Origin of the sequence: Pseudomonas taeanensis MS-3 (assembly GCF_000498575.2) — a bacterium.
Taxonomy (GTDB): domain Bacteria; phylum Pseudomonadota; class Gammaproteobacteria; order Pseudomonadales; family Pseudomonadaceae; genus Aquipseudomonas; species Aquipseudomonas taeanensis.
The window spans coordinates 579,784-597,694 of record NZ_AWSQ01000004.1 but is presented as its reverse complement, the minus strand read 5'-3'; the positions used below and the strand labels follow the sequence as shown (position 1 = coordinate 597,694).

Below are 17,911 nucleotides of genomic sequence, written 5' to 3'. Positions count from 1 at the left end.
CCACCTCGCGGAACTGCTGTTGCATGCCGGCGCTGGTCTGGCTGGCGATTGCCGAGGACTGGTCGGCAGTGCTACGAGCATCCTGCACGCTGTGCTTCACGTCGGCGATGATCGGTTGCAACTTGTCGAGAAAACGGTTGAACCAGCTGGCCAGTTCACCCAGCTCATCTTGTTTGGCGTACTCCAGGCGACGGGTCAGGTCGCCTTCGCCACTGGCGATGTCTTTGAGCATGGCCGCTACTCCGAGGATCGGCCTGGTCACGCCCCGGGCGGTCAGCCACATCAACAGCAAGCCGCCTATGATGGCTACCAGGCCGATCAACAGGGCCACAGTGCTGTCGCTGGTACGTTGCTGGTCGAGCTGTTTGCCGAGTCGCAGGGCCGGGCCGAGCATGACGGGCTCGGGTACTTCGAGCAGTACGCTCCAGGGTTTGGCGTCGGGAATCGGTTTGAAGGGCTGCAGCACACGAAGCATGTTGTCGTGATTGAGCACAGCAGCCTGGCCATTACTGATTAACGGACGCAACTCGTCGGCGTGGTTACTGAAGACCTTGTCGACCGAAGCGCTGAGTGAACTGGCGTCGCGGCTGTGACCGGCCAGCAGCGACGCCGGGCTGAAGATACTGACATGGCCCTGGCCGTCATACAGCTCCTGGTTGGCTGCCTGGCTTAGCTGTTGCAGGCTTTCCAGGCTGATATCCACACCCATTACGCCAATTACTTTGCCATCGAGCTCCAGGGGAAAGGCGATGCTGGTCATGAGCACTTGCTTGCCGCCGACCTCGTCGAAGTAGGGCTCCAGCACACAGGCTTTGCGGCTGTCTCGCGGGCAGGTGTACCAGGCGTTATAGGGATCGCCGCTGGGACCGCTCTTGGTGTCGTTGAGCATGTCTTCAGGCAGGGCCTCGGACTCGAGCTTGCCGGGTGTGGGCTGCGACCAGTAAAGCGCAAAGCGGCCCAGGGCATTACTGCCGAGATCGGTCTGGTCGGCGAACAACTCGTCCTTGCCGTCCAGTGCATTGGGTTCGAACACCAGATATAGGCCGAGCAACGACGGGTTGGCCTCCAGGCTGTCGCGCACTTGTCGGGTCAGGTCTTCGCGCAGGTCGAAGGCGTCGAGAAAGCGTTTTTGCGCCTGGTCACGGAGAAACAGAATCTGCCGGGAGAAGCCCTTGCCGTATTGGTAGGCATCCATGAAGTAACGCTGGATGCGGATCGCCTGTAATTCGCCACGTGCTTGCAGACGCAGTTTGGCGCTGTCTTCCAGCATGCTGCTGCTGGAGCCGCGCACCAACTCGGCGCTGCGCGTGGACTGATAGAGCGAGGCCCCGACCAATAGGGTGACGATGGCAAATAGACATAATCCAGCCAGCAGGGTGATTTTCCACTGGATAGACAGGCGACTGGGCGACATTCGGCGTTCCTTTCTTCGTGGGACTACAGGTGCGCTATCGGCACATGAACGACTTTCTTGACCACTCCACGCGCAGTTGGTCGACAGCTGGTAGGGCAGCTTAGTCAGGTTGTGAAGTGATGGTGAGAAATTATGCACACAGTGATCGATATTTAACACGATGCATTTTTGACAGTCCGTGACGCTTGCGGCAGAGTACGCGGCTTTTTTCGGGGCAAGCCGGCCTGCGCTGGTGAATCCCTGGGGTTACTTAACCACGCTTCTTGGGAGCGCCTGATGAATGCAGTAATCGCAGCGGTCGGCATTATGCTGATCCTCAGCCTGTGCCGTGTGCATGTGGTGGTCGCCCTGATCGTCGGCGCCTTGGCCGGTGGTCTGCTTGGCGGCTTGGGTGTCGAGGGCTCGCTGGCCGCCTTCAATAAAGGCCTGGGCGGCGGCGCCACCGTGGCCTTGTCCTATGCCTTGCTCGGCGCCTTCGCGGTGGCCATCGCCAAGTCGGGGCTGGCCCACGCGCTGGCCGACAAGGCGCTGGCCATGGTCGGTAAGCAGCAGGTGCAGGGCGGCGGATTGCTCAAGTGGGTGCTGCTCACGCTGCTATTGGCGGTGGCGATTGCCTCGCAGAACGTGCTGCCGATTCACATCGCCTTTATTCCGCTGCTGGTACCGCCGCTGCTCTATGTACTGAGCACGTTGCAACTGGATCGCCGCTTGATCGCCTGTGTGCTGACCTTCGGCCTGGTCACACCCTATATGTTCCTGCCAGTTGGGTTTGGCGGGATCTTCCTGAATGAGATTCTCATGGCCAGCGTAGCCAATGCCGGTGTGGATATCCGTGGTTTGAGCGTGACCGAAGCCATGTCGATTCCGGCCCTGGGCATGCTGTTCGGTTTATTGGTGGCGGTGCTGTTCAGCTACCGCAAGAGGCGCGTCTACGACTTGGCGAAGATCGAGCAGGTCGAGCGCGTCGATGTGGCCTATAACCCGCTGAGCCTGCTGGTGGCCGGTGTGGCGATTGCTGCCGCCTTCGTCGTGCAACTGTGGTTGGACTCGATGATCATCGGTGCGCTGAGCGGCTTCGTGATTTTCTCGGTGTCCGGCGTGGTGCGCTGGAAAGAGGCAGATGGCCTGTTCACCGAGGGCATGAAGATGATGGCGATGATCGGCTTTATCATGATCGCCGCCGCTGGTTTCGCCGAAGTAATGAAAGCCACCGGCGAGGTCAAGACCCTGGTCGACGGCGCCGCCGAACTGGTCGGACAGGATAAGGCAGTGGGCGCCTTGCTGATGCTGTTGGTCGGCCTGCTGGTGACCATGGGCATCGGCTCCTCGTTCTCCACCATCCCGATCATTGCGGCGATTTTCGTGCCGCTGGGGGTGCAGTTGGGCTTCAGCCCCTTGTCGATTGTCAGCATCGTCGGTACGGCCGGGGCGTTGGGCGATGCCGGCTCGCCCGCTTCGGATTCGACCCTCGGGCCAACCTCGGGGCTGAACGTGGACGGTCAGCACAACCACATCTGGGACAGCGTGGTGCCGACCTTCCTGCACTACAACCTGCCGCTGCTGGTGTTCGGCTGGGTCGCGGCCATGGTGCTGTAAGCCATAGGCTGGGGCGCTGACGGCGAGCGCGACATGTGCGACCGACTACCGGGCGGCCATTAGCATGGCCGCCCGGTTTTTATTCAGCCCAAGGTGATGGTGCTGAGCATCGCCAGCAGCGGCTGTGGGTAAACGCCGAGGACGAACGCCAGCACCGCGACCAGCAGCAACATCATCCCACCGGCTCGTTGGCCCCAGTTGAACGGCGCATCGTGGCGGCGCAGGTTGGGCTCCATGAGGAACAGGGTGACCATCACCCGCAGGTAATAGAACACGCCGATCGCACTGCCGATCACCAGTGCGCCGAGCAGCCACCACAGTTGGGCCTGGACCCCGACGGCGATGATGTAGAACTTGCCGATAAAGCCCGCCGTCAAGGGAATACCCGCCAGCGACAGCATCATCACCGCGAGCACTGCGGTCAGGTAGGGGCGCCGCCAGAACAGGCCACGGTATTCATACAGCGCGTCGCAGTCACGGCCGTTATATGGCGTCGACATCAGGGTGATCACGCCGAAGGCGCCGAGCGTGGTCAGCACATAGGTGGCCAGATAAACGCCTACGGCCTCGACCGCCAGCCCCTGACTGGCGACGAGGGCAACCAGCAGGTAGCCGAAGTGGGCGATCGAGGAGTAGCCGAGCAGGCGTTTGAGATTACTTTGCAGCAGGGCCAGCAGGTTGCCGAATAGGATCGAGGCAACGGCGATGATCGTCAGCAGGTCATGCAGGGCCGGAGTCGCGGCGGCCGGTGAAATCTGAAACAGGCGCAGCAGTACGGCGAATGCCGCGACCTTGCTGGCGGTGGCGAGGAACGCCGCCACTGGTGCGGGCGCGCCTTCGTAGACGTCCGGCGTCCACAAGTGGAAGGGCACCAGCGACAGCTTGAACGCCAGCCCGACCAACATCATGCCCATGCCCAGTTGCACCAGCGGGCCAGGCAGCGCGGCAGGCGCCAGCACCGCGCCGATGCCGGCAAAACTCAAGGTGCCGGCATCGGCATACAGCAGGGCCATGCCGAACAGCAAGAAGGCCGATCCGGCGGCGGACAGCACCATGTACTTGATGCCACCCTCCAGTGAGCGTTTGTCGAAGAAGGCATAGGCGACCAGCCCATAGGTCGGCACCGAGAGCAATTCCAGGCCGATAAACAGCCCGGCCAGATGTTGCGCGCTGACCAGCACCAGCCCACCGGCGGCGGCCAGGAGCATCAGCAGGTACAGCTCTTCACGGTTGCCCGGGTAGCCTTTACCTTGTTTCTCACCGAGGTAGGCATGCGCCAGGGTGACGCAGGCGAGGGTGGCAACCAGAATCAGCGCCATGAAGAAGCAGGCGAAGCGATCCACCGTCAGCAGTGCGGTGACATGCAGCGGGGCGACTTGCAGCGCCGGGATCAATGAGAGCAGTGCCAGGTTGAGACCGACCACCGAGAGCAGGAAACTCTGGGTATGGTTGCGCCGCCAGGCGATCCCAAGCATCACCACCAGGATCGTGGCGCTGGTGATCAGCAATGGCAGTAGGGCGATGAAGTGCTGCTGTGTCAGGTCCATGGGCGCTACCTGGCCGTAATCAGTTGGGAGAAGGCAGCTTCAAGCCACTGCTGCACGCCGTGCATGCTGGCATAGGACGTATCCAGCGCCGGCTGGGGATAGACGCCTAACCAGAGCAGCAGGCCGATCAGGCTGAGGAGCATGGCCAGTTCGCGACCATCCAGCCCCCTGAGCTGTCCCTCTGCCTTGGCCGGCCCATAGAACGCGCGCTGGATCATGATCAGCGAATACACCGAGGCCAGCACCAGGCCGCCGGTGGCGATCACGGTAATCAGCGGCGCGACCTTGAAGGTGCCCAGCAGAATCAGGAACTCGCCGACGAAATTACCGGTGCCGGGCAGGCCCAGCGAGGCGGCCGCGAAGAACAGCATCACCCCTGGCAGGTAATTCAGGCGGCACCACAGGCCACCCATTTCACGCAGGTCGCGGGTGTGCAGGCGCTCGTACAGCTGGCCGCAGAGGATGAACAGCGCGGCGGCGGACAGGCCGTGGGCGAGCATCTGGATCACCACGCCCTGCAACGCCAGTTGGCTGCCGGAATAGATACCGATCAGCACGAAGCCCATGTGCGACACGCTGGTGTAGGCAACCAGGCGCTTGATGTCGGTCTGGGCGAAGGCCAGCAGCGCGCCGTAGATAATCCCGAGCACGCCGAGGCCCATGGCGATAGGCGCGAATTCGGCCGAGGCATTGGGGAACAGCGGCACGCCGAAGCGCAGCAGGCCATAGGCCGCGGTTTTCAGCAGGATACCGGCCAGGTCCACCGAGCCGGCGGTCGGCGCCTGGGCGTGGGCGTCCGGTAGCCAGGAGTGCAGCGGCACCACCGGCAGTTTGACCGCGAAGGCGATAAAGAAGCCGAGCATCAGGATGTATTCGACCCCAGGCGCCAGCTCGGCCTTGAGCAGCAGGGCATAGTCGAAGGTCAGCACGCCGCTGCTGTGGAAGTTGGCCAGCACCAGGCCGAGAATCGCCACCAGCATGATCAGCCCGCTGGCCTGGGTGTAAATGAAAAATTTGGTCGCCGCATTGATCCGCGAGGTTTTGCCGTCGGCCGCGCTATGGCCCCACAGTGCGATGAGGAAATACATCGGCACCAGCATCATTTCCCAGAAGAAGAAGAACAGGAACAGATCCAGAGCCAGGAACACGCCAACCACGCCGCCGAGAATCCACATCAGGTTGAGGTGAAAGAAGCCGACGTGATTCTGGATTTCCCGCCAGGAGCAGAGCACCGAGAGCACCCCGAGCAACCCGGTGAGCAGGATCATCAACAGCGACAGGCCATCGAGTGCCAGGTGGATGCTGATGCCGAACCGCTCGATCCAGCCGTACTTGAACTCCAGCTCCCAGCTCGGCTCGCGACCACCGCCGGGGGCCAGCTGGAAGTCGCCCTGGTGCCACAGCCACAGGCCGAGCAGCAGTTCCAGGCCCATGGTCGCCAGGGCCAGCCAACGCGGCAGGGTGAGGCTACGGCGCTCGGCCAGCCAACAGAGCAGGCCGCCGATAAAGGGGATCAGAATGAGCCAGGGCAGAATCACAGGGTCGCGCTCCTTGAATCCATGATCAGACCACCTGCAACACGCCGAGCAACAGCACGGCGCCGCCGACCAGTGACAGGGCATACCAACGTAACTGACCGGTTTGGCTGCGACTTAGCAGCTGGTGCAGGCCACGGGCAATGCGCGGCAACACGCCGATACTGCGGTCGAACGGATCGCGGCCGAGCAGGCGGCAGAGCAACAGATAGGGTTTGACGAACAGCTTGTCGTAGAGCCAGTCGAAGCCCCAGGCGGCGAACCACCAGGCGACGAAGAAACTGCCTGAGGGGCTGAGGGCGAGACGCCGGACGGCGTCGCGGCGGCCGAGGAACAGCAGGCTGGCGATGCCGATGCCGAGTATGGCGATCACCCCGGACAGCAGTTCCAGGCTGTGTTTGGCTTCGCCGCCGGCATGCCCGACGCCGTCTGGCAGCACCCCTGCCAGGGGCGGGCTGATCAGCGCGCCGACGAAGGTCGAGAGCACCAGCAGCACCGACAGCGGCAGCCAGTGCGCGATGCCATGGCCCGCGTGGGCTTGGCTTTTTGCTTCGCCGTGGAAGACGATGAAAATCAGCCGGAAGGTGTACAGCGAGGTCAGCAGAGCGCCGATCAGCCCGGCCAGTAACAGCACCTGATGACCACTGGCGAATGCCTCCCAGAGGATTTCGTCCTTGGAGTAGAAGCCTGCGGTGATCAGGGGCAAAGCGGCCAAGGCCGAGCCGCCGACCAGAAAGCAGGCGTAGGCCAGTGGCAAGGGTTTGCGCAGGCCGCCCATCTTGAAGATGTTCTGTTCGTGGTGACAGGCGACGATGACCGACCCTGCGGTGAGAAACAGCAAAGCCTTGAAGAAGGCATGGATCATCAGGTGGAAGATCGCCGCCTGCCAGGCGCCGACGCCCAGGGCAAGAAACATGTAGCCGATCTGGCTCATGGTCGAGTAGGCGAGGATGCGCTTGATATCGGTCTGCACCAAGGCGGCGAAGCCGGCTAGCAACAGGGTCACGCCGCCGACGATGCCGACCAGTTCCATGGTCAGGGGCGTCAGGCTGAACAAGCCGTGGCAGCGGGCGATCAGGTAGACGCCGGCGGTGACCATGGTCGCCGCGTGGATCAGCGCCGAGACCGGGGTCGGACCGGCCATGGCGTCGGCCAGCCAGGTTTGCAGCGGCAGTTGCGCCGACTTGCCCACCGCGCCGCCCAGCAGCAGCAGGGTGGCGACGGTCAGTAGCGGGTCGCCGCTGGCGAACTGCTGCGGCGCCAGTACTAACAACTCCTGAATATTCAGGGTACCGAACGCGTGAAACAGCACGAACAGGCCCAAGGCCAGGAACACATCGCCGATGCGGGTGACTATAAACGCCTTGAGCGCGGCGCCGCCATTGGCCGGGTTGCGGTAGTAGAAACCGATCAGCAGGTAGCTGCACAAACCGACGCCTTCCCAACCGAAATACAGCAGCAGCAGGTTATCGCCGAACACCAGCAACAGCATGCTGGCGACGAACAGGTTCATGTAGGCGAAGAACCGCGAATAACCCTCTTCGCCGCGCATGTACCAGGAGGCAAACAGATGGATAAAGAAACCCACGCCACTGACCACCCCAAGCATGGTCAGCGATAGGCCATCCAGGCGCAAGGAGACGCTGGGGGTGAAACCGTCCACCGCCAGCCACTGCCAGAGGGTCTGCACGTAGGCGCCGTCAACAGGCGCTGTCGTGAAGAACTGCCAACCGACCAGCAGCCCAGTCAACGCCGCGAGGCCGACCGAGCCGACCCCAATCAGCGCCGTGAGGTTCTCCGACAAGCGCCCGCGGGAGAAGGCCAGCACACAGAAGCCGAGCAGGGGAAACAATACAGTCAGGTAGAGAAGGTTCATCCGCGCATCTCACTGGCAGCATCGATGTCGAGGGTGTGAAAACGTCGGTACAGCTGCAGCAGAATCGCCAGGCCGATGCTTGCTTCGGCGGCCGCCAGGCTGATCACCAGAATGAACATCACCTGGCCATCGGCCTGACCCCAGCGGCTGCCCGCAACAATAAAGGCCAGACCGGCGGCGTTCATCATGATTTCCAGGCTCATCAGCACGAACAGGATGTTGCGCCGCACCATCAGCCCGACCAGGCCGAGGCAGAACAGTACGCTGGCCAGTGCCAGGCCGTGTTCGAGGGGAATTGAACCGATCATCTGTTCGCCTCCTGTCGGCCAAGGTGAAAGGCCGCGACCAGCGCCGCCAGTAGCAGCATCGAAGCCAACTCGACGACCAGCAGGTAAGGACCGAACAGGCTGATACCGACCGCCTTGGCATCCACGGTTTCAAGCCCCAAAGCAGCGCCACTGCTGGTGCCGAACAGCACATAAAGCAACTCGCCGAGCAGCAACAGCGACAACAGCGCCGGGCCGATCCAGATGCCTGGCGTTAGCCAGTGACGTTCCTGTTCGCTGGCCACTGGGCCGAGGTTGAGCATCATCACCACGAAGACGAACAGCACCATGATCGCGCCCGCATAGACGATGATCTCCAGGGCACCGGCGAAAGGGGCCCCGAGGGCGAAAAAGCACATGGCCACCGCCAGCAAGGAGATGATCAGGTAGAGCAGGGCATGCACCGGGTTGGTGTGGGTGATCACCCGCAAGGTGGCAACCACGGCGACGCCAGCGGCGAAATAGAAGGCGAATTCCATCAGTGGCTCCTTGGGCTCATGGCAGCAATCCCTTGACATTGACGGGCTCGGCCTCGTTCTGCGCGGCGCCTTTCGGTTTGCCGGCGATGGCCAGGCCGGCCACCCGGTAGAAGTTGTAGTCGGGGTACTTGCCGGGGCCGGCGATCAGCAGGTCCTCCTTCTCGTAGACCAGTTCCTGGCGGTTGAACTCGGCCATCTCGAAGTCCGGGGTCAGCTGGATTGCCGTGGTCGGGCAGGCCTCCTCGCACAGGCCGCAGAAAATGCAGCGCGAGAAGTTGATCCGGAAGAACTCCGGGTACCAGCGTCCATCGCTGGTTTCGGCTTTCTGCAGGGAAATGCAGGCCACCGGACAGGCCACGGCGCAGAGGTTGCAGGCCACGCAACGCTCCTCGCCGTCCGGGTCGCGGGTCAGCACGATACGGCCGCGGTAGCGCGGCGGCAGGTACACCTGCTCCTCCGGGTACTGCAGGGTGTCACGCTTGCGAAAGGCATGACTGAAGATCATCAGCAGGCTGCGCAGCTGGGTGTAGGTGCCATGGAGGATGTGGAGAATGTGCTTGAACATGCCGGTTCTCCTCAGTTGGCGGCGACCAGCACCAGGGCGCCGGTCACCAGCAGGTTGATCAGGGTCAATGGCAGGCAGAAGGTCCAGCCGAACGCCATCACCTGGTCATAGCGCGGCCGCGGAATAGACGCGCGCAGCAGGATGAACAGCATGATGAAGAAGCCGGTCTTCAACGCGAACCAGGCGAACGGGGGCAGCAGCGGCCCATGCCAGCCGCCGAAGAACAGGGTGACCAGCAGCGCCGAGATCAGCACGATGCCGATGTATTCGCCGACGAAGAACATGCCCCATTTCATCCCGGCGTATTCGATGTGATAACCGTCGGCCAGTTCCTGTTCGGCTTCGGGCTGGTCGAAGGGGTGGCGGTGGGTCACCGCCACCCCGGCAATGAAGAAGGTACAGAAACCAAGGAACTGCGGAAGGATGAACCACAGGTGCTGGTGCTGGTATTCGACGATCTCGCGCAGGTTGAACGAGCCGGCCTGGGCCACTACGCCCATCAGCGCCAGGCCCATGAAGACTTCGTAGGACACCGTCTGCGCCGAGGCGCGCAGGCTGCCGAGCAGGGCGAACTTGTTGTTGCTCGACCAGCCGGCGAACAGCACCGCGTACACCGTCAGACCGGCCATGCCGAAGAAGAACAGCAGGCCGATATTCAGGTCGGCGACGCCCCAGGTCGGGGTGATTGGCACCACGACGAAGGCGATCAGCAGGGAGCTCATGGCCAGCACCGGGGCCAGGGTGAAGATGAATTTATCGGCAAATGGCGGCGTCCAGTCCTCCTTGAAGAACATCTTGATCATGTCCGCGGCGATCTGAAAGGCGCCAAATGGGCCGACCCGGTTGGGCCCGTAGCGGTCCTGCCAGAGCCCCAGCAGACGCCGTTCGACCCAGCTGAGCAGCGCGCCACACACCACCACCACCAGCAGAATCACGATGGCCTTGAGCACCGCGACTAGGATCTCCACCAGTTCGGGGGTTAGCCAACTCATGCCTTGACCTCCGCTAACGCGTCCACCGTCAGGCCGCTCAACAGCGGCGGCATACCCGGTAGGCCGAGCGGCAGACCGAGCAGGCCTTCGCGCAGTTGTGTACTGATGCGCAGCGCCACCTGCAGCGGCTGACCGGCGACGAGCAGGTTGAGCAGGCAACCTTCGCTGAGGCCCAGATGGCTGGCGTCCGCTTCGCTCAACAGCGCATAGGGCTCGGGCATGCGCGCCTGGATCGGTGCGGCCAGTGCGCTGCTTTCATCGCTGCCGAACAGGTGATGGCAGGGCACCACCTGCCAACGATTGGCGGCCGGGGTGAATGCGCCGGGGATCTGCTCGCACCAGGCGAGGCGATCGCCTTGCGGCTCGATCAAACGCACGCCCGCGTCGCCGGCACGCAGATGGCCGCCGACTTCATCCTGAAACTTGTTCCAGGCCTGCGGTGAGTTCCAGCCCGGCGACCAGGCGAAGGCTACTTGCTGGCGCGCCTCGGCCGAGCCGGAGTAGCCCTCCATGGAGAAGGCGAAGGCGCTGTCCTGATCCTGTGGGGTACGCGGCTCGTGCACGCTGATATTGGCGCGCATGGCGGTGCGGCCGCTGTAACGGTGCGGTTCACGGGCCAGCTTGAGCCCCTTGATGCGAAACCCGGCATTCGGCGCCGCCTCGACAATGGCGGCCAATGCTGCTGTGCTGGCGGCGCAGGCGGCCGTGACCTGATCGAGCTGGGTCCAATCCACGGCCTTGCCTTGCAGGGTGCTGTGCAGGGCATGTAGCCAGCGCCAACTTTCACGCACGCAATTGGTGGCATCCTGGTAACTGGGCTCGAATACCTGGAAGAAACGCTGGGCGCGGCCTTCCTGGCTGACCAGGGTGCCGTCGCCCTCGGCGAAGCTGGCCGCCGAAAGCAGCACGTCGGCACGCTCGGCTGTGGCAGTACGCTGGTGATCGGTGACGATCAGCGTCGCTATGGCGTTCAGCGCGCGGTCGACCGTTGCGCTGCTGGCGCGGCGATACAGGTCGTTCTCCAGCACTATCACGGCATCGGCCTGATCCTCACACATGGCTTGCAGCGCGGCATCGACCGAGTCGCCGCCGAGCAGCGCCAGCCCCAGGCTGTTGGCCTCGGCGACCACCAGGCTCAGCGAGCCTTGTTTGTCGCGTGCATGCAGGGCTTTAGCGATATTCGCCGCCGCCTCGAGCAAGGCCCGGTTACCCAGCGAGGTGCCGCTGATGATCAGCGGACGTTGCGCCTGGAGCAGGCTGGCGGCGATGCGTTCGGCCAGAGCTGCCGCCTGGTCATCCAGTCCATCCACCGCCGGTGCACTGGGATCCAGGGCGTGGGCCACGGCGAAACCCAGGCGGGCCAGGTCGTCCGGGGCGGCGTGCACGCACTCTTCGGCGACATCGTCGAGCCGGGTGGCCTCGACGCTGGCGATAAACAGCGGATACAGGTTGTGCTGGCCGATGTTCTGCACCGCGGCATTCAACCAAGGCTGGATTTTCATCGCTGCGGCCATCGCCACGGCCTTGCCTTTTGCCGTCTGCCGTAGCGCCAGGGCGATGCGTGCCGCGGTCTGGGTCAGGTCCTCGCCGAGCACCAGTACCGCGTCGTGGCTTTCCATCTCGCGTAGCGAGGCAATCGGCAGCGGGCTGCGCTGCAGGATCTCCAGGGCCAGGCGCAAGTGTTGCAGTTCGTCGGCGGCAATGCCGCTGTAGAAATTCTCGGCGCCGACCAGTTCACGCAGGGCAAAGTTGCTTTCCAGGCTGGCGCGCGGTGAGCCGATGCCGAGGATGCGCTTGCCCTTGAGCAAGGCGGCGGCCTGATCCAGCGCGTCATCCAGGCTCAGCGGCTGGCCATCCAGCAGCGGCTGGCGCGGACGATCGGCGCGGTTCACATAGCCGTAGCCGAAGCGCCCGCGGTCGCAGAGGAAGTAGTGGTTGATGGCGCCGTGGTAACGATTTTCGATGCGCCGAATCTCGCCATAGCGTTCGCCGGGGCTGATGTTGCAGCCGACCGAGCAGCCGTGGCAAATGCTCGGGGCGAACTGCATGTCCCACTTGCGATTGTAGCGTTCGGAGTGGGTTTTGTCGGTGAACACCCCGGTCGGGCAGACTTCGGTCAGGTTGCCGGAGAACTCGCTCTCCAGTACGCCGTCTTCCACGCGGCCAAAATAGACGTTCTCGTGGGCACCATAGACGCCCAGGTCGCTGCCGCCCGCGTAGTCCTTGTAGTAGCGCACGCAGCGGTAACAGGCGATGCAGCGGTTCATTTCATGACCGATGAACGGCCCCAGGTCCTGGTTCTGGTGGGTGCGTTTGCTGAAACGATAGCGGCGCTGGTTGTGACCGCTCATCACCGTCATGTCTTGCAGGTGGCAATGTCCCCCTTCCTCGCATACCGGGCAGTCATGCGGGTGGTTGGTCATCAGCCATTCGACCACGCTGGCGCGAAATTGCTTGGCTTCCTCGTCGTCGATGGCGATCCAGCTGTTATCGGTCGCCGGGGTCATGCACGCCATCACCAGGCGTCCGCGGCTGTCGTTGGCGTCGCTGAACTGCTTGACCGCGCACTGCCGGCAGGCGCCCACGCTGCCGAGCGCGGGGTGCCAGCAGAAGTAGGGAATATCCAGGCCCAGCGACAGGCAGGCCTGCAGCAGGTTGTCTGCACCGTCGACCTCGAACGCGTTGCCGTCTACATGGATAGTGGCCATGGCTCAGTTATCTTCCGATCCGCGATGGCGGGAGTGGCTTATGGAGTGCGTGCGCTGTTCTGCCATGTTCATTCACACCTCCAGTGCTGTGGGCTGGTTGTGCTCGGCATGCGCCGGGTGCACGATGCCGGCCTCGAATTCGTTACGGAAATACTTGAGGGCGCTGGCCAGCGGCTCGACGGCCCCAGGGGCATGGGCGCAGAAGGTTCTGCCGGGGCCGAGGAAGTCGCACAGTTGTTCCAGGGTTTCGATATCGCCGGGCTGGCCTTGACCCAGTTCCAAGGCACGCAGCAGCTTGACGCTCCAGGGCAGACCGTCGCGGCAGGGGGTGCAGAAGCCGCAGGACTCGCGGGAGAAGAATTCCTCCATGTTGCGCAGCAGGCCGACCATGTTGACGCTGTCGTCCAGGGCCATGGCCAGGCCGGTGCCCATACGCGTGCCGACCTTGGCGATGGCGGCGGCGTACATCGGTGCATCCAGGTGCTCCGGCAGCAGGAAGCCGGTGCCTGCGCCGCCCGGTTGCCAGGCTTTCAGGCGGCTGCCGGCGCGCATGCCACCGGCATAGTCCTCGAGCAGCTCGCGCGCCGGGATACCGAATGGCAATTCCCACAGCCCAGGTTGCTTCACCTTGCCGGAAAAACCCATCAGCTTGCTGCCGTGGTCCTCGCTGCCGGGGCGGGCCAGGGCTTGGTACCAGGCCACGCCGTTGCCGATGATCGCCGGCACGTTGCACAGCGTCTCGACGTTGTTCACGCAGGTCGGTTTGCCCCACACGCCGACGGCCGCGGGAAAGGGCGGCTTGGAGCGAGGATTGGCGCGGCGCCCTTCGAGGGAGCTGATCAGCGCCGTCTCCTCGCCGCAGATATAGCGTCCGGCGCCGGTGTGCACGAACAGCTCGAAGTCGAAACCGCTGCCGAGGATGTTGCGTCCCAGCAGGCCGGCGGCCTTGGCTTCCTCGACCGCGCGATTGAGGTGACGGGCGCAGTCGACGTATTCGCCACGCAGGAAGATGTAGCCACGGTAGGCCTTGAGCGCGCGGGCGCTGATCAGCATGCCCTCGATCAACAGGTGCGGCAGCTGCTCCATCAGCAGGCGGTCTTTGTAGGTGTTGGGCTCCATCTCGTCGGCGTTGCACAGCAGGTAGCGCTTATCCAGCGACTCGTCCTTGGGCATCAGCCCCCACTTCACCCCGGTGGGAAAGCCGGCACCGCCGCGGCCCTTGAGGCCGCTGTCCTTGACCTGTTGGGTGATCTCCTCCGGGCTGAGTTGGCTCAAGGCATGGCGCGCGGCGCTGTAGCCGTTTTGCCGCTGGTATTCGTCCAGCCACACGGGCTCGCCGTCGTCGCGCAGGCGCCAGGTCAGCGGATGGGTGTCAGCCGGGCGCGGCACCCGGTTGGCGGTGCTCAGGGACACGCAACTCATGGGTAGCGCTCCAGCAGTTGAGTGACGGTGGCGGTGTCCAGGCGGCTGTGGGTGTCGTCGTCGATCATCAGGGTCGGCGCCTTGTCGCAGTTGCCAAGGCAGCACACCGGCAGCAGGGTGAAGCGGCCGTCGCGGCTGGTCCCGCCCAGGCCGATGCCCAGTTCCTGATGCAAGGCCTGCTGGATCGCTTCATGGCCATTGATATAGCAGACCATGCTGTCGCACAGGCGGATGATGTGCCGCCCCACCGGTTGGCGGAAAATCTGGCTGTAGAAGGTCGCTACGCCCTCTACGTCGCTGGCGGGGATGCCGAGCAGCGCGCCTATGGCCTCGGCGGCGCCGTCGGGCACCCAGCCACGGGCCTTCTGCACAATCTTCAGCGCTTCGATGGACGCCGCCCGTGGATCTTCGTAGTGCTGCATCTCATGCTCGATGGCCGCACGTTCGTCGTCGCTGAGGGAAAATCGGTCGGTTTGAATCAGCTTGCTAGTCATATCAGCGGTCCACGTCGGCCATGACGAAATCGATGCTGCCCAGGTAGGCGATCAGGTCGGCGACCATGCTGCCGTTGATCACCGCCGGGATCTGCTGCAGGTGCGGGAAGCTCGGGGTGCGAATCCGCGTGCGGTAGCTCATGGTGCTGCCGTCGCTGGTCAGGTAGTAACTGTTGATGCCCTTGGTCGCCTCGATCATTTGAAACGCTTCGTTGGCCGGCATCACCGGGCCCCAGGACACCTGCAGGAAATGGGTGATTAGGGTTTCGATGTGCTGCAGGGTGCGTTCTTTCGGCGGCGGGGTGGTCAGCGGGTGATCGGCCTTGTAGGGGCCCGCCGGCATATTGTTCAGGCATTGCTCGATGATGCGCAGGCTCTGGCGCATTTCCTCGACGCGGATGATGCAGCGGTCGTAGGCATCGCCATTCACCGCTAGAGGAATCTCGAAATCGAAGTGCTGGTAACCGGAATAGGGACGCGCCTTGCGCAGGTCGAAGTCCAGTCCGGTGGCGCGCAGGCCGGAGCCGGTGACGCCCCACTCCAGCGCCTGTTGGGTGTTGTAGGCGGCGACGCCGATGGTGCGGCCCCGCAGGATGCTGTTCTGCAACGCGGCTTTTTCGTACTCGTCGAGGCGCTTGGGCAGCCAGGCGACGAAGTCCCGCACCAGCTTGTCCCAGCCGCGCGGCAGGTCATGGGCCACACCGCCGATGCGGTACCAGGCCGGGTGCATGCGAAAACCGGTGATCGCCTCGATAACCTGGTAGGCGCGCTGGCGATCGGTGAAGGTGAAGAACACCGGGGTCATGGCGCCGACGTCCTGGATATAGGTACCGAGGAACAGCAGGTGGCTGTTGATGCGGAAGAACTCGGCGAGCATCACCCGGATGAAATCGACCCGGTCCGGCACGGTAATGCCGGCGAGTTTCTCCACCGCCAGCACGTAGGGCAGGTTGTTCATCACCCCGCCGAGGTAATCGATGCGGTCGGTGTAGGGGATGAAACTGTGCCAGGACTGGCGCTCGGCCATCTTCTCGGCGCCACGATGGTGGTAGCCGACTTCGGGTACGCAGTCGACGATTTCCTCGCCGTCCAGTTGCAGGATGATGCGAAAAGCGCCGTGGGCAGAAGGGTGGTTGGGGCCGAGGTTGAGGAACATATAGTCCTCGTTCTCGCTGTGACGTTGCATACCCCAGTCCTCCGGTTGGAAGCGCAGCGCTTCCTGTTCCAGATCCTGCTTGGCGGCGGACAGGCTGTAGGGGTCGAATTCGGTGGCGCGGGCCGGGTAATCCTTGCGCAGCGGATGACCTTGCCAGGTTGGCGGCATCATGATCCGCGTCAGATGCGGATGGCCATCGAAGTGGATGCCGAACATGTCCCAGACTTCCCGCTCGTACCAGTTGGCGTTGGGCCAGATGCGCGTGGCGCTGGGCAGCTTGAGGTCGTTTTCCTGTAGGGCGACCTTGATCATCACGTCGCTGTTCCGCTCGATCGACAGCAGGTGATAGAACACGCTGAAGTCCGCTGCCGGCAGCCCACGGCGCTGGGTGCGCAAGCGCTCGTCCATGCCATGCAAGTCATAGAGCATGACGTAGGACTTGGGCAGGTGACGCAGGTAGCCCAGTACCTCCAGCAGCAACTCACGAGCGACCCAGAGCACCGGCATGCCGGTACGCGTGACTTGCACGGTGAAGGTCTCGGCGCTAAATCGCGCGTGCAATTCGGCGACCACATCGTCAGTGGCGGTGGGTGGCGGCGTTGTGTGTAGGGCACTGGGTGCAGTCATGGTGTCATGGCTATCCGTTAGCGGCAGGCGTTAATCGGAACTCGAGTCAAACTTCATCAGGGCTGCGCAGGTTGGTGACTTGAATCCGCTCGGCACGGCGTTGTTCGCGCTGCGAAGGCATCTCGGCGCGGTACACCCCCTGCTCACCGACCACCCAGGACAAAGGCCTGCGCTCCTGGCCGATGGACTCCTGCAGCAGCATCAAACCTTGCAGGAACGCCTCGGGCCGGGGCGGGCAGCCGGGTACGTAGACATCCACCGGAAGAAACTTGTCGACGCCCTGCACCACGGAATAGATGTCGTACATGCCGCCGGAGTTGGCGCAGGAGCCCATGGAAATCACCCACTTAGGCTCGAGCATTTGTTCGTAGAGGCGTTGGATGATCGGCGCCATCTTGATGAAGCAGGTGCCGGCGATGACCATGAAGTCCGCCTGGCGCGGCGAGGCGCGGATGACTTCGGCGCCGAAACGGGCAATGTCATGCGGCGCGGTGAAGGCCGTGGTCATCTCCACGTAGCAGCAGGAGAGGCCGAAGTTGTACGGCCAGAGTGAATTCTTGCGACCCCAGTTGACCGCGCCGTTGAGCACCTCTTCCAGCTTGCCCATGTAGATATTGCGGTGCACCTGGCCTTCGAGCGGATCGCCGACGGTCTCGCGCTCGCCAATCGGGTATTGCTGATTGGGCGCGTTGGGGTCGATTCGGGTGAGTTTGTATTGCACGCCTGCACCTCAAGATTTGGGTTTGCTGGCGAGGCGCTTGCGGCGCGCCTCCGGAGCCCAGTCGAGGGCGCCGATCCGGGCCAGATAAACCAACCCGGCCAGGAGAATCGCGATGAATATCAAGGCCTCGATAAACCCAGCCCAGCCGCTTTCACGCAGCGAGACGGCCCAGGCGAAGAGAAACAAGGCCTCCACATCGAAGATCACGAACAGCATCGCGACCAGGTAGAACTTGGCGGAAAAGCGCAGGCGGGCCCCCCCAGTGGAGACGATGCCGGACTCGAACGGCTCGTTCTTGCTGCGCCCCCAGGCTTTGCTGCCCAGCAGGCTGGAGACCCCGAGCATAAAGGCGCACAAACCCGCAACGCCTAGAAGAAAAACCGCTAACCCCCAGTTATGGGACAAGCTCACTACCGCATCAGGCATGCCGTACTCCTCGCTAAGGAAGGGTAT

At 63.3% G+C, this 17,911-nt stretch carries 14 protein-coding genes and 1 pseudogene; 1 reads left to right on the top strand and 14 read right to left on the bottom strand.

What is annotated here, in order from left to right:
* Nucleotides 1-127 precede the first annotated feature (127 nt).
* Nucleotides 128-1,195, bottom strand: a pseudogene (locus TMS3_RS26010) (PDC sensor domain-containing protein); the annotation flags it as partial.
* Between the two features lie 495 nt (nt 1,196-1,690).
* Between TMS3_RS26010 and TMS3_RS16340 the strand changes: the two are divergent.
* On the top strand, nt 1,691-3,010 hold the full coding sequence (locus TMS3_RS16340) for a Na+/H+ antiporter family protein (RefSeq protein ID WP_025166357.1): 1,320 nt from the start codon (nt 1,691-1,693) through the stop codon (nt 3,008-3,010).
* 83 nt (nt 3,011-3,093) lie between these two features.
* Here the strand turns inward: TMS3_RS16340 and nuoN are convergent, their stop codons facing one another.
* From nuoN to TMS3_RS16275, 13 genes are all read right to left on the bottom strand, one after another.
* Nucleotides 3,094-4,557 (bottom strand): NADH-quinone oxidoreductase subunit NuoN, encoded by a 1,464-nt coding sequence (gene nuoN, locus TMS3_RS16335; RefSeq protein WP_025166356.1) that lies wholly within the window; start codon nt 4,555-4,557, stop codon nt 3,094-3,096.
* 5 nt (nt 4,558-4,562) lie between these two features.
* On the bottom strand, nt 4,563-6,095 hold the full coding sequence (nuoM, locus tag TMS3_RS16330) for an NADH-quinone oxidoreductase subunit M (protein ID WP_025166355.1): 1,533 nt from the start codon (nt 6,093-6,095) through the stop codon (nt 4,563-4,565).
* A gap of 25 nt (nt 6,096-6,120) precedes the next feature.
* Complete coding sequence (gene nuoL, locus TMS3_RS16325) at nt 6,121-7,968, bottom strand: NADH-quinone oxidoreductase subunit L (protein WP_025166354.1); 1,848 nt, start codon at nt 7,966-7,968, stop codon at nt 6,121-6,123.
* Entirely contained in the window at nt 7,965-8,273 is a 309-nt protein-coding gene (nuoK, locus tag TMS3_RS16320; protein ID WP_025166353.1) for an NADH-quinone oxidoreductase subunit NuoK, read from the bottom strand. Before nuoK ends, nuoL begins: the two co-directional genes overlap by 4 nt.
* Nucleotides 8,273-8,773 (bottom strand): NADH-quinone oxidoreductase subunit J, encoded by a 501-nt coding sequence (nuoJ, locus tag TMS3_RS16315; protein ID WP_025166352.1) that lies wholly within the window; start codon nt 8,771-8,773, stop codon nt 8,273-8,275. The genes nuoK and nuoJ overlap by 1 nt, the downstream gene beginning before the upstream one ends.
* Nucleotides 8,774-8,789: 16 nt before the next feature.
* On the bottom strand, nt 8,790-9,338 hold the full coding sequence (gene nuoI / locus TMS3_RS16310; RefSeq protein ID WP_025166351.1) for an NADH-quinone oxidoreductase subunit NuoI: 549 nt from the start codon (nt 9,336-9,338) through the stop codon (nt 8,790-8,792).
* 11 nt (nt 9,339-9,349) lie between these two features.
* Nucleotides 9,350-10,330 (bottom strand): NADH-quinone oxidoreductase subunit NuoH, encoded by a 981-nt coding sequence (gene nuoH, locus TMS3_RS16305; protein ID WP_025166350.1) that lies wholly within the window; start codon nt 10,328-10,330, stop codon nt 9,350-9,352.
* Nucleotides 10,327-13,038, bottom strand: coding sequence for an NADH-quinone oxidoreductase subunit NuoG (gene nuoG, locus TMS3_RS16300; protein WP_025166349.1), 2,712 nt, complete (start codon nt 13,036-13,038; stop codon nt 10,327-10,329). The genes nuoH and nuoG overlap by 4 nt, the downstream gene beginning before the upstream one ends.
* Nucleotides 13,039-13,110: 72 nt before the next feature.
* Nucleotides 13,111-14,460 carry an NADH-quinone oxidoreductase subunit NuoF gene (gene nuoF, locus TMS3_RS16295; protein ID WP_025166348.1) on the bottom strand — a complete coding sequence of 450 codons (1,350 nt, stop codon included), beginning with the start codon at nt 14,458-14,460 and terminating at the stop codon, nt 13,111-13,113.
* Nucleotides 14,457-14,954, bottom strand: a complete 498-nt coding sequence (nuoE, locus tag TMS3_RS16290) for an NADH-quinone oxidoreductase subunit NuoE (protein WP_025166347.1) — start codon at nt 14,952-14,954, stop codon at nt 14,457-14,459. The genes nuoF and nuoE overlap by 4 nt, the downstream gene beginning before the upstream one ends.
* Before the next feature lies 1 nt (nt 14,955).
* A complete protein-coding gene (nuoC, locus tag TMS3_RS16285) occupies nt 14,956-16,737 on the bottom strand; it encodes an NADH-quinone oxidoreductase subunit C/D (RefSeq protein WP_025166346.1) in 1,782 nt (593 codons plus the stop codon).
* Between the two features lie 46 nt (nt 16,738-16,783).
* Nucleotides 16,784-17,458, bottom strand: coding sequence for an NADH-quinone oxidoreductase subunit B (locus tag TMS3_RS16280; RefSeq protein ID WP_025166345.1), 675 nt, complete (start codon nt 17,456-17,458; stop codon nt 16,784-16,786).
* Nucleotides 17,459-17,467: 9 nt separating this feature from the next.
* Nucleotides 17,468-17,884 (bottom strand): NADH-quinone oxidoreductase subunit A, encoded by a 417-nt coding sequence (locus TMS3_RS16275; protein WP_025166344.1) that lies wholly within the window; start codon nt 17,882-17,884, stop codon nt 17,468-17,470.
* Nucleotides 17,885-17,911 lie beyond the last annotated feature (27 nt).

Excerpts from the sequence above, each read along its gene's own strand:
- nuoI (WP_025166351.1), bottom strand. The coding sequence starts at position 9,338 with ATGTTCAAGCACATTCTCCACATCCTCCATGGCACCTACACCCAGCTG.
- nuoN (WP_025166356.1), bottom strand. The coding sequence starts at position 4,557 with ATGGACCTGACACAGCAGCACTTCATCGCCCTACTGCCATTGCTGATC.
- nuoL (WP_025166354.1), bottom strand. The coding sequence starts at position 7,968 with ATGAACCTTCTCTACCTGACTGTATTGTTTCCCCTGCTCGGCTTCTGT.
- TMS3_RS16275 (WP_025166344.1), bottom strand. The coding sequence starts at position 17,884 with ATGCCTGATGCGGTAGTGAGCTTGTCCCATAACTGGGGGTTAGCGGTT.
- nuoE (WP_025166347.1), bottom strand. The coding sequence starts at position 14,954 with ATGACTAGCAAGCTGATTCAAACCGACCGATTTTCCCTCAGCGACGAC.
- nuoG (WP_025166349.1), bottom strand. The coding sequence starts at position 13,038 with ATGGCCACTATCCATGTAGACGGCAACGCGTTCGAGGTCGACGGTGCA.
- nuoJ (WP_025166352.1), bottom strand. The coding sequence starts at position 8,773 with ATGGAATTCGCCTTCTATTTCGCCGCTGGCGTCGCCGTGGTTGCCACC.
- nuoF (WP_025166348.1), bottom strand. The coding sequence starts at position 14,460 with ATGAGTTGCGTGTCCCTGAGCACCGCCAACCGGGTGCCGCGCCCGGCT.
- nuoC (WP_025166346.1), bottom strand. The coding sequence starts at position 16,737 with ATGACTGCACCCAGTGCCCTACACACAACGCCGCCACCCACCGCCACT.
- TMS3_RS16340 (WP_025166357.1), top strand. The coding sequence starts at position 1,691 with ATGAATGCAGTAATCGCAGCGGTCGGCATTATGCTGATCCTCAGCCTG.
- nuoH (WP_025166350.1), bottom strand. The coding sequence starts at position 10,330 with ATGAGTTGGCTAACCCCCGAACTGGTGGAGATCCTAGTCGCGGTGCTC.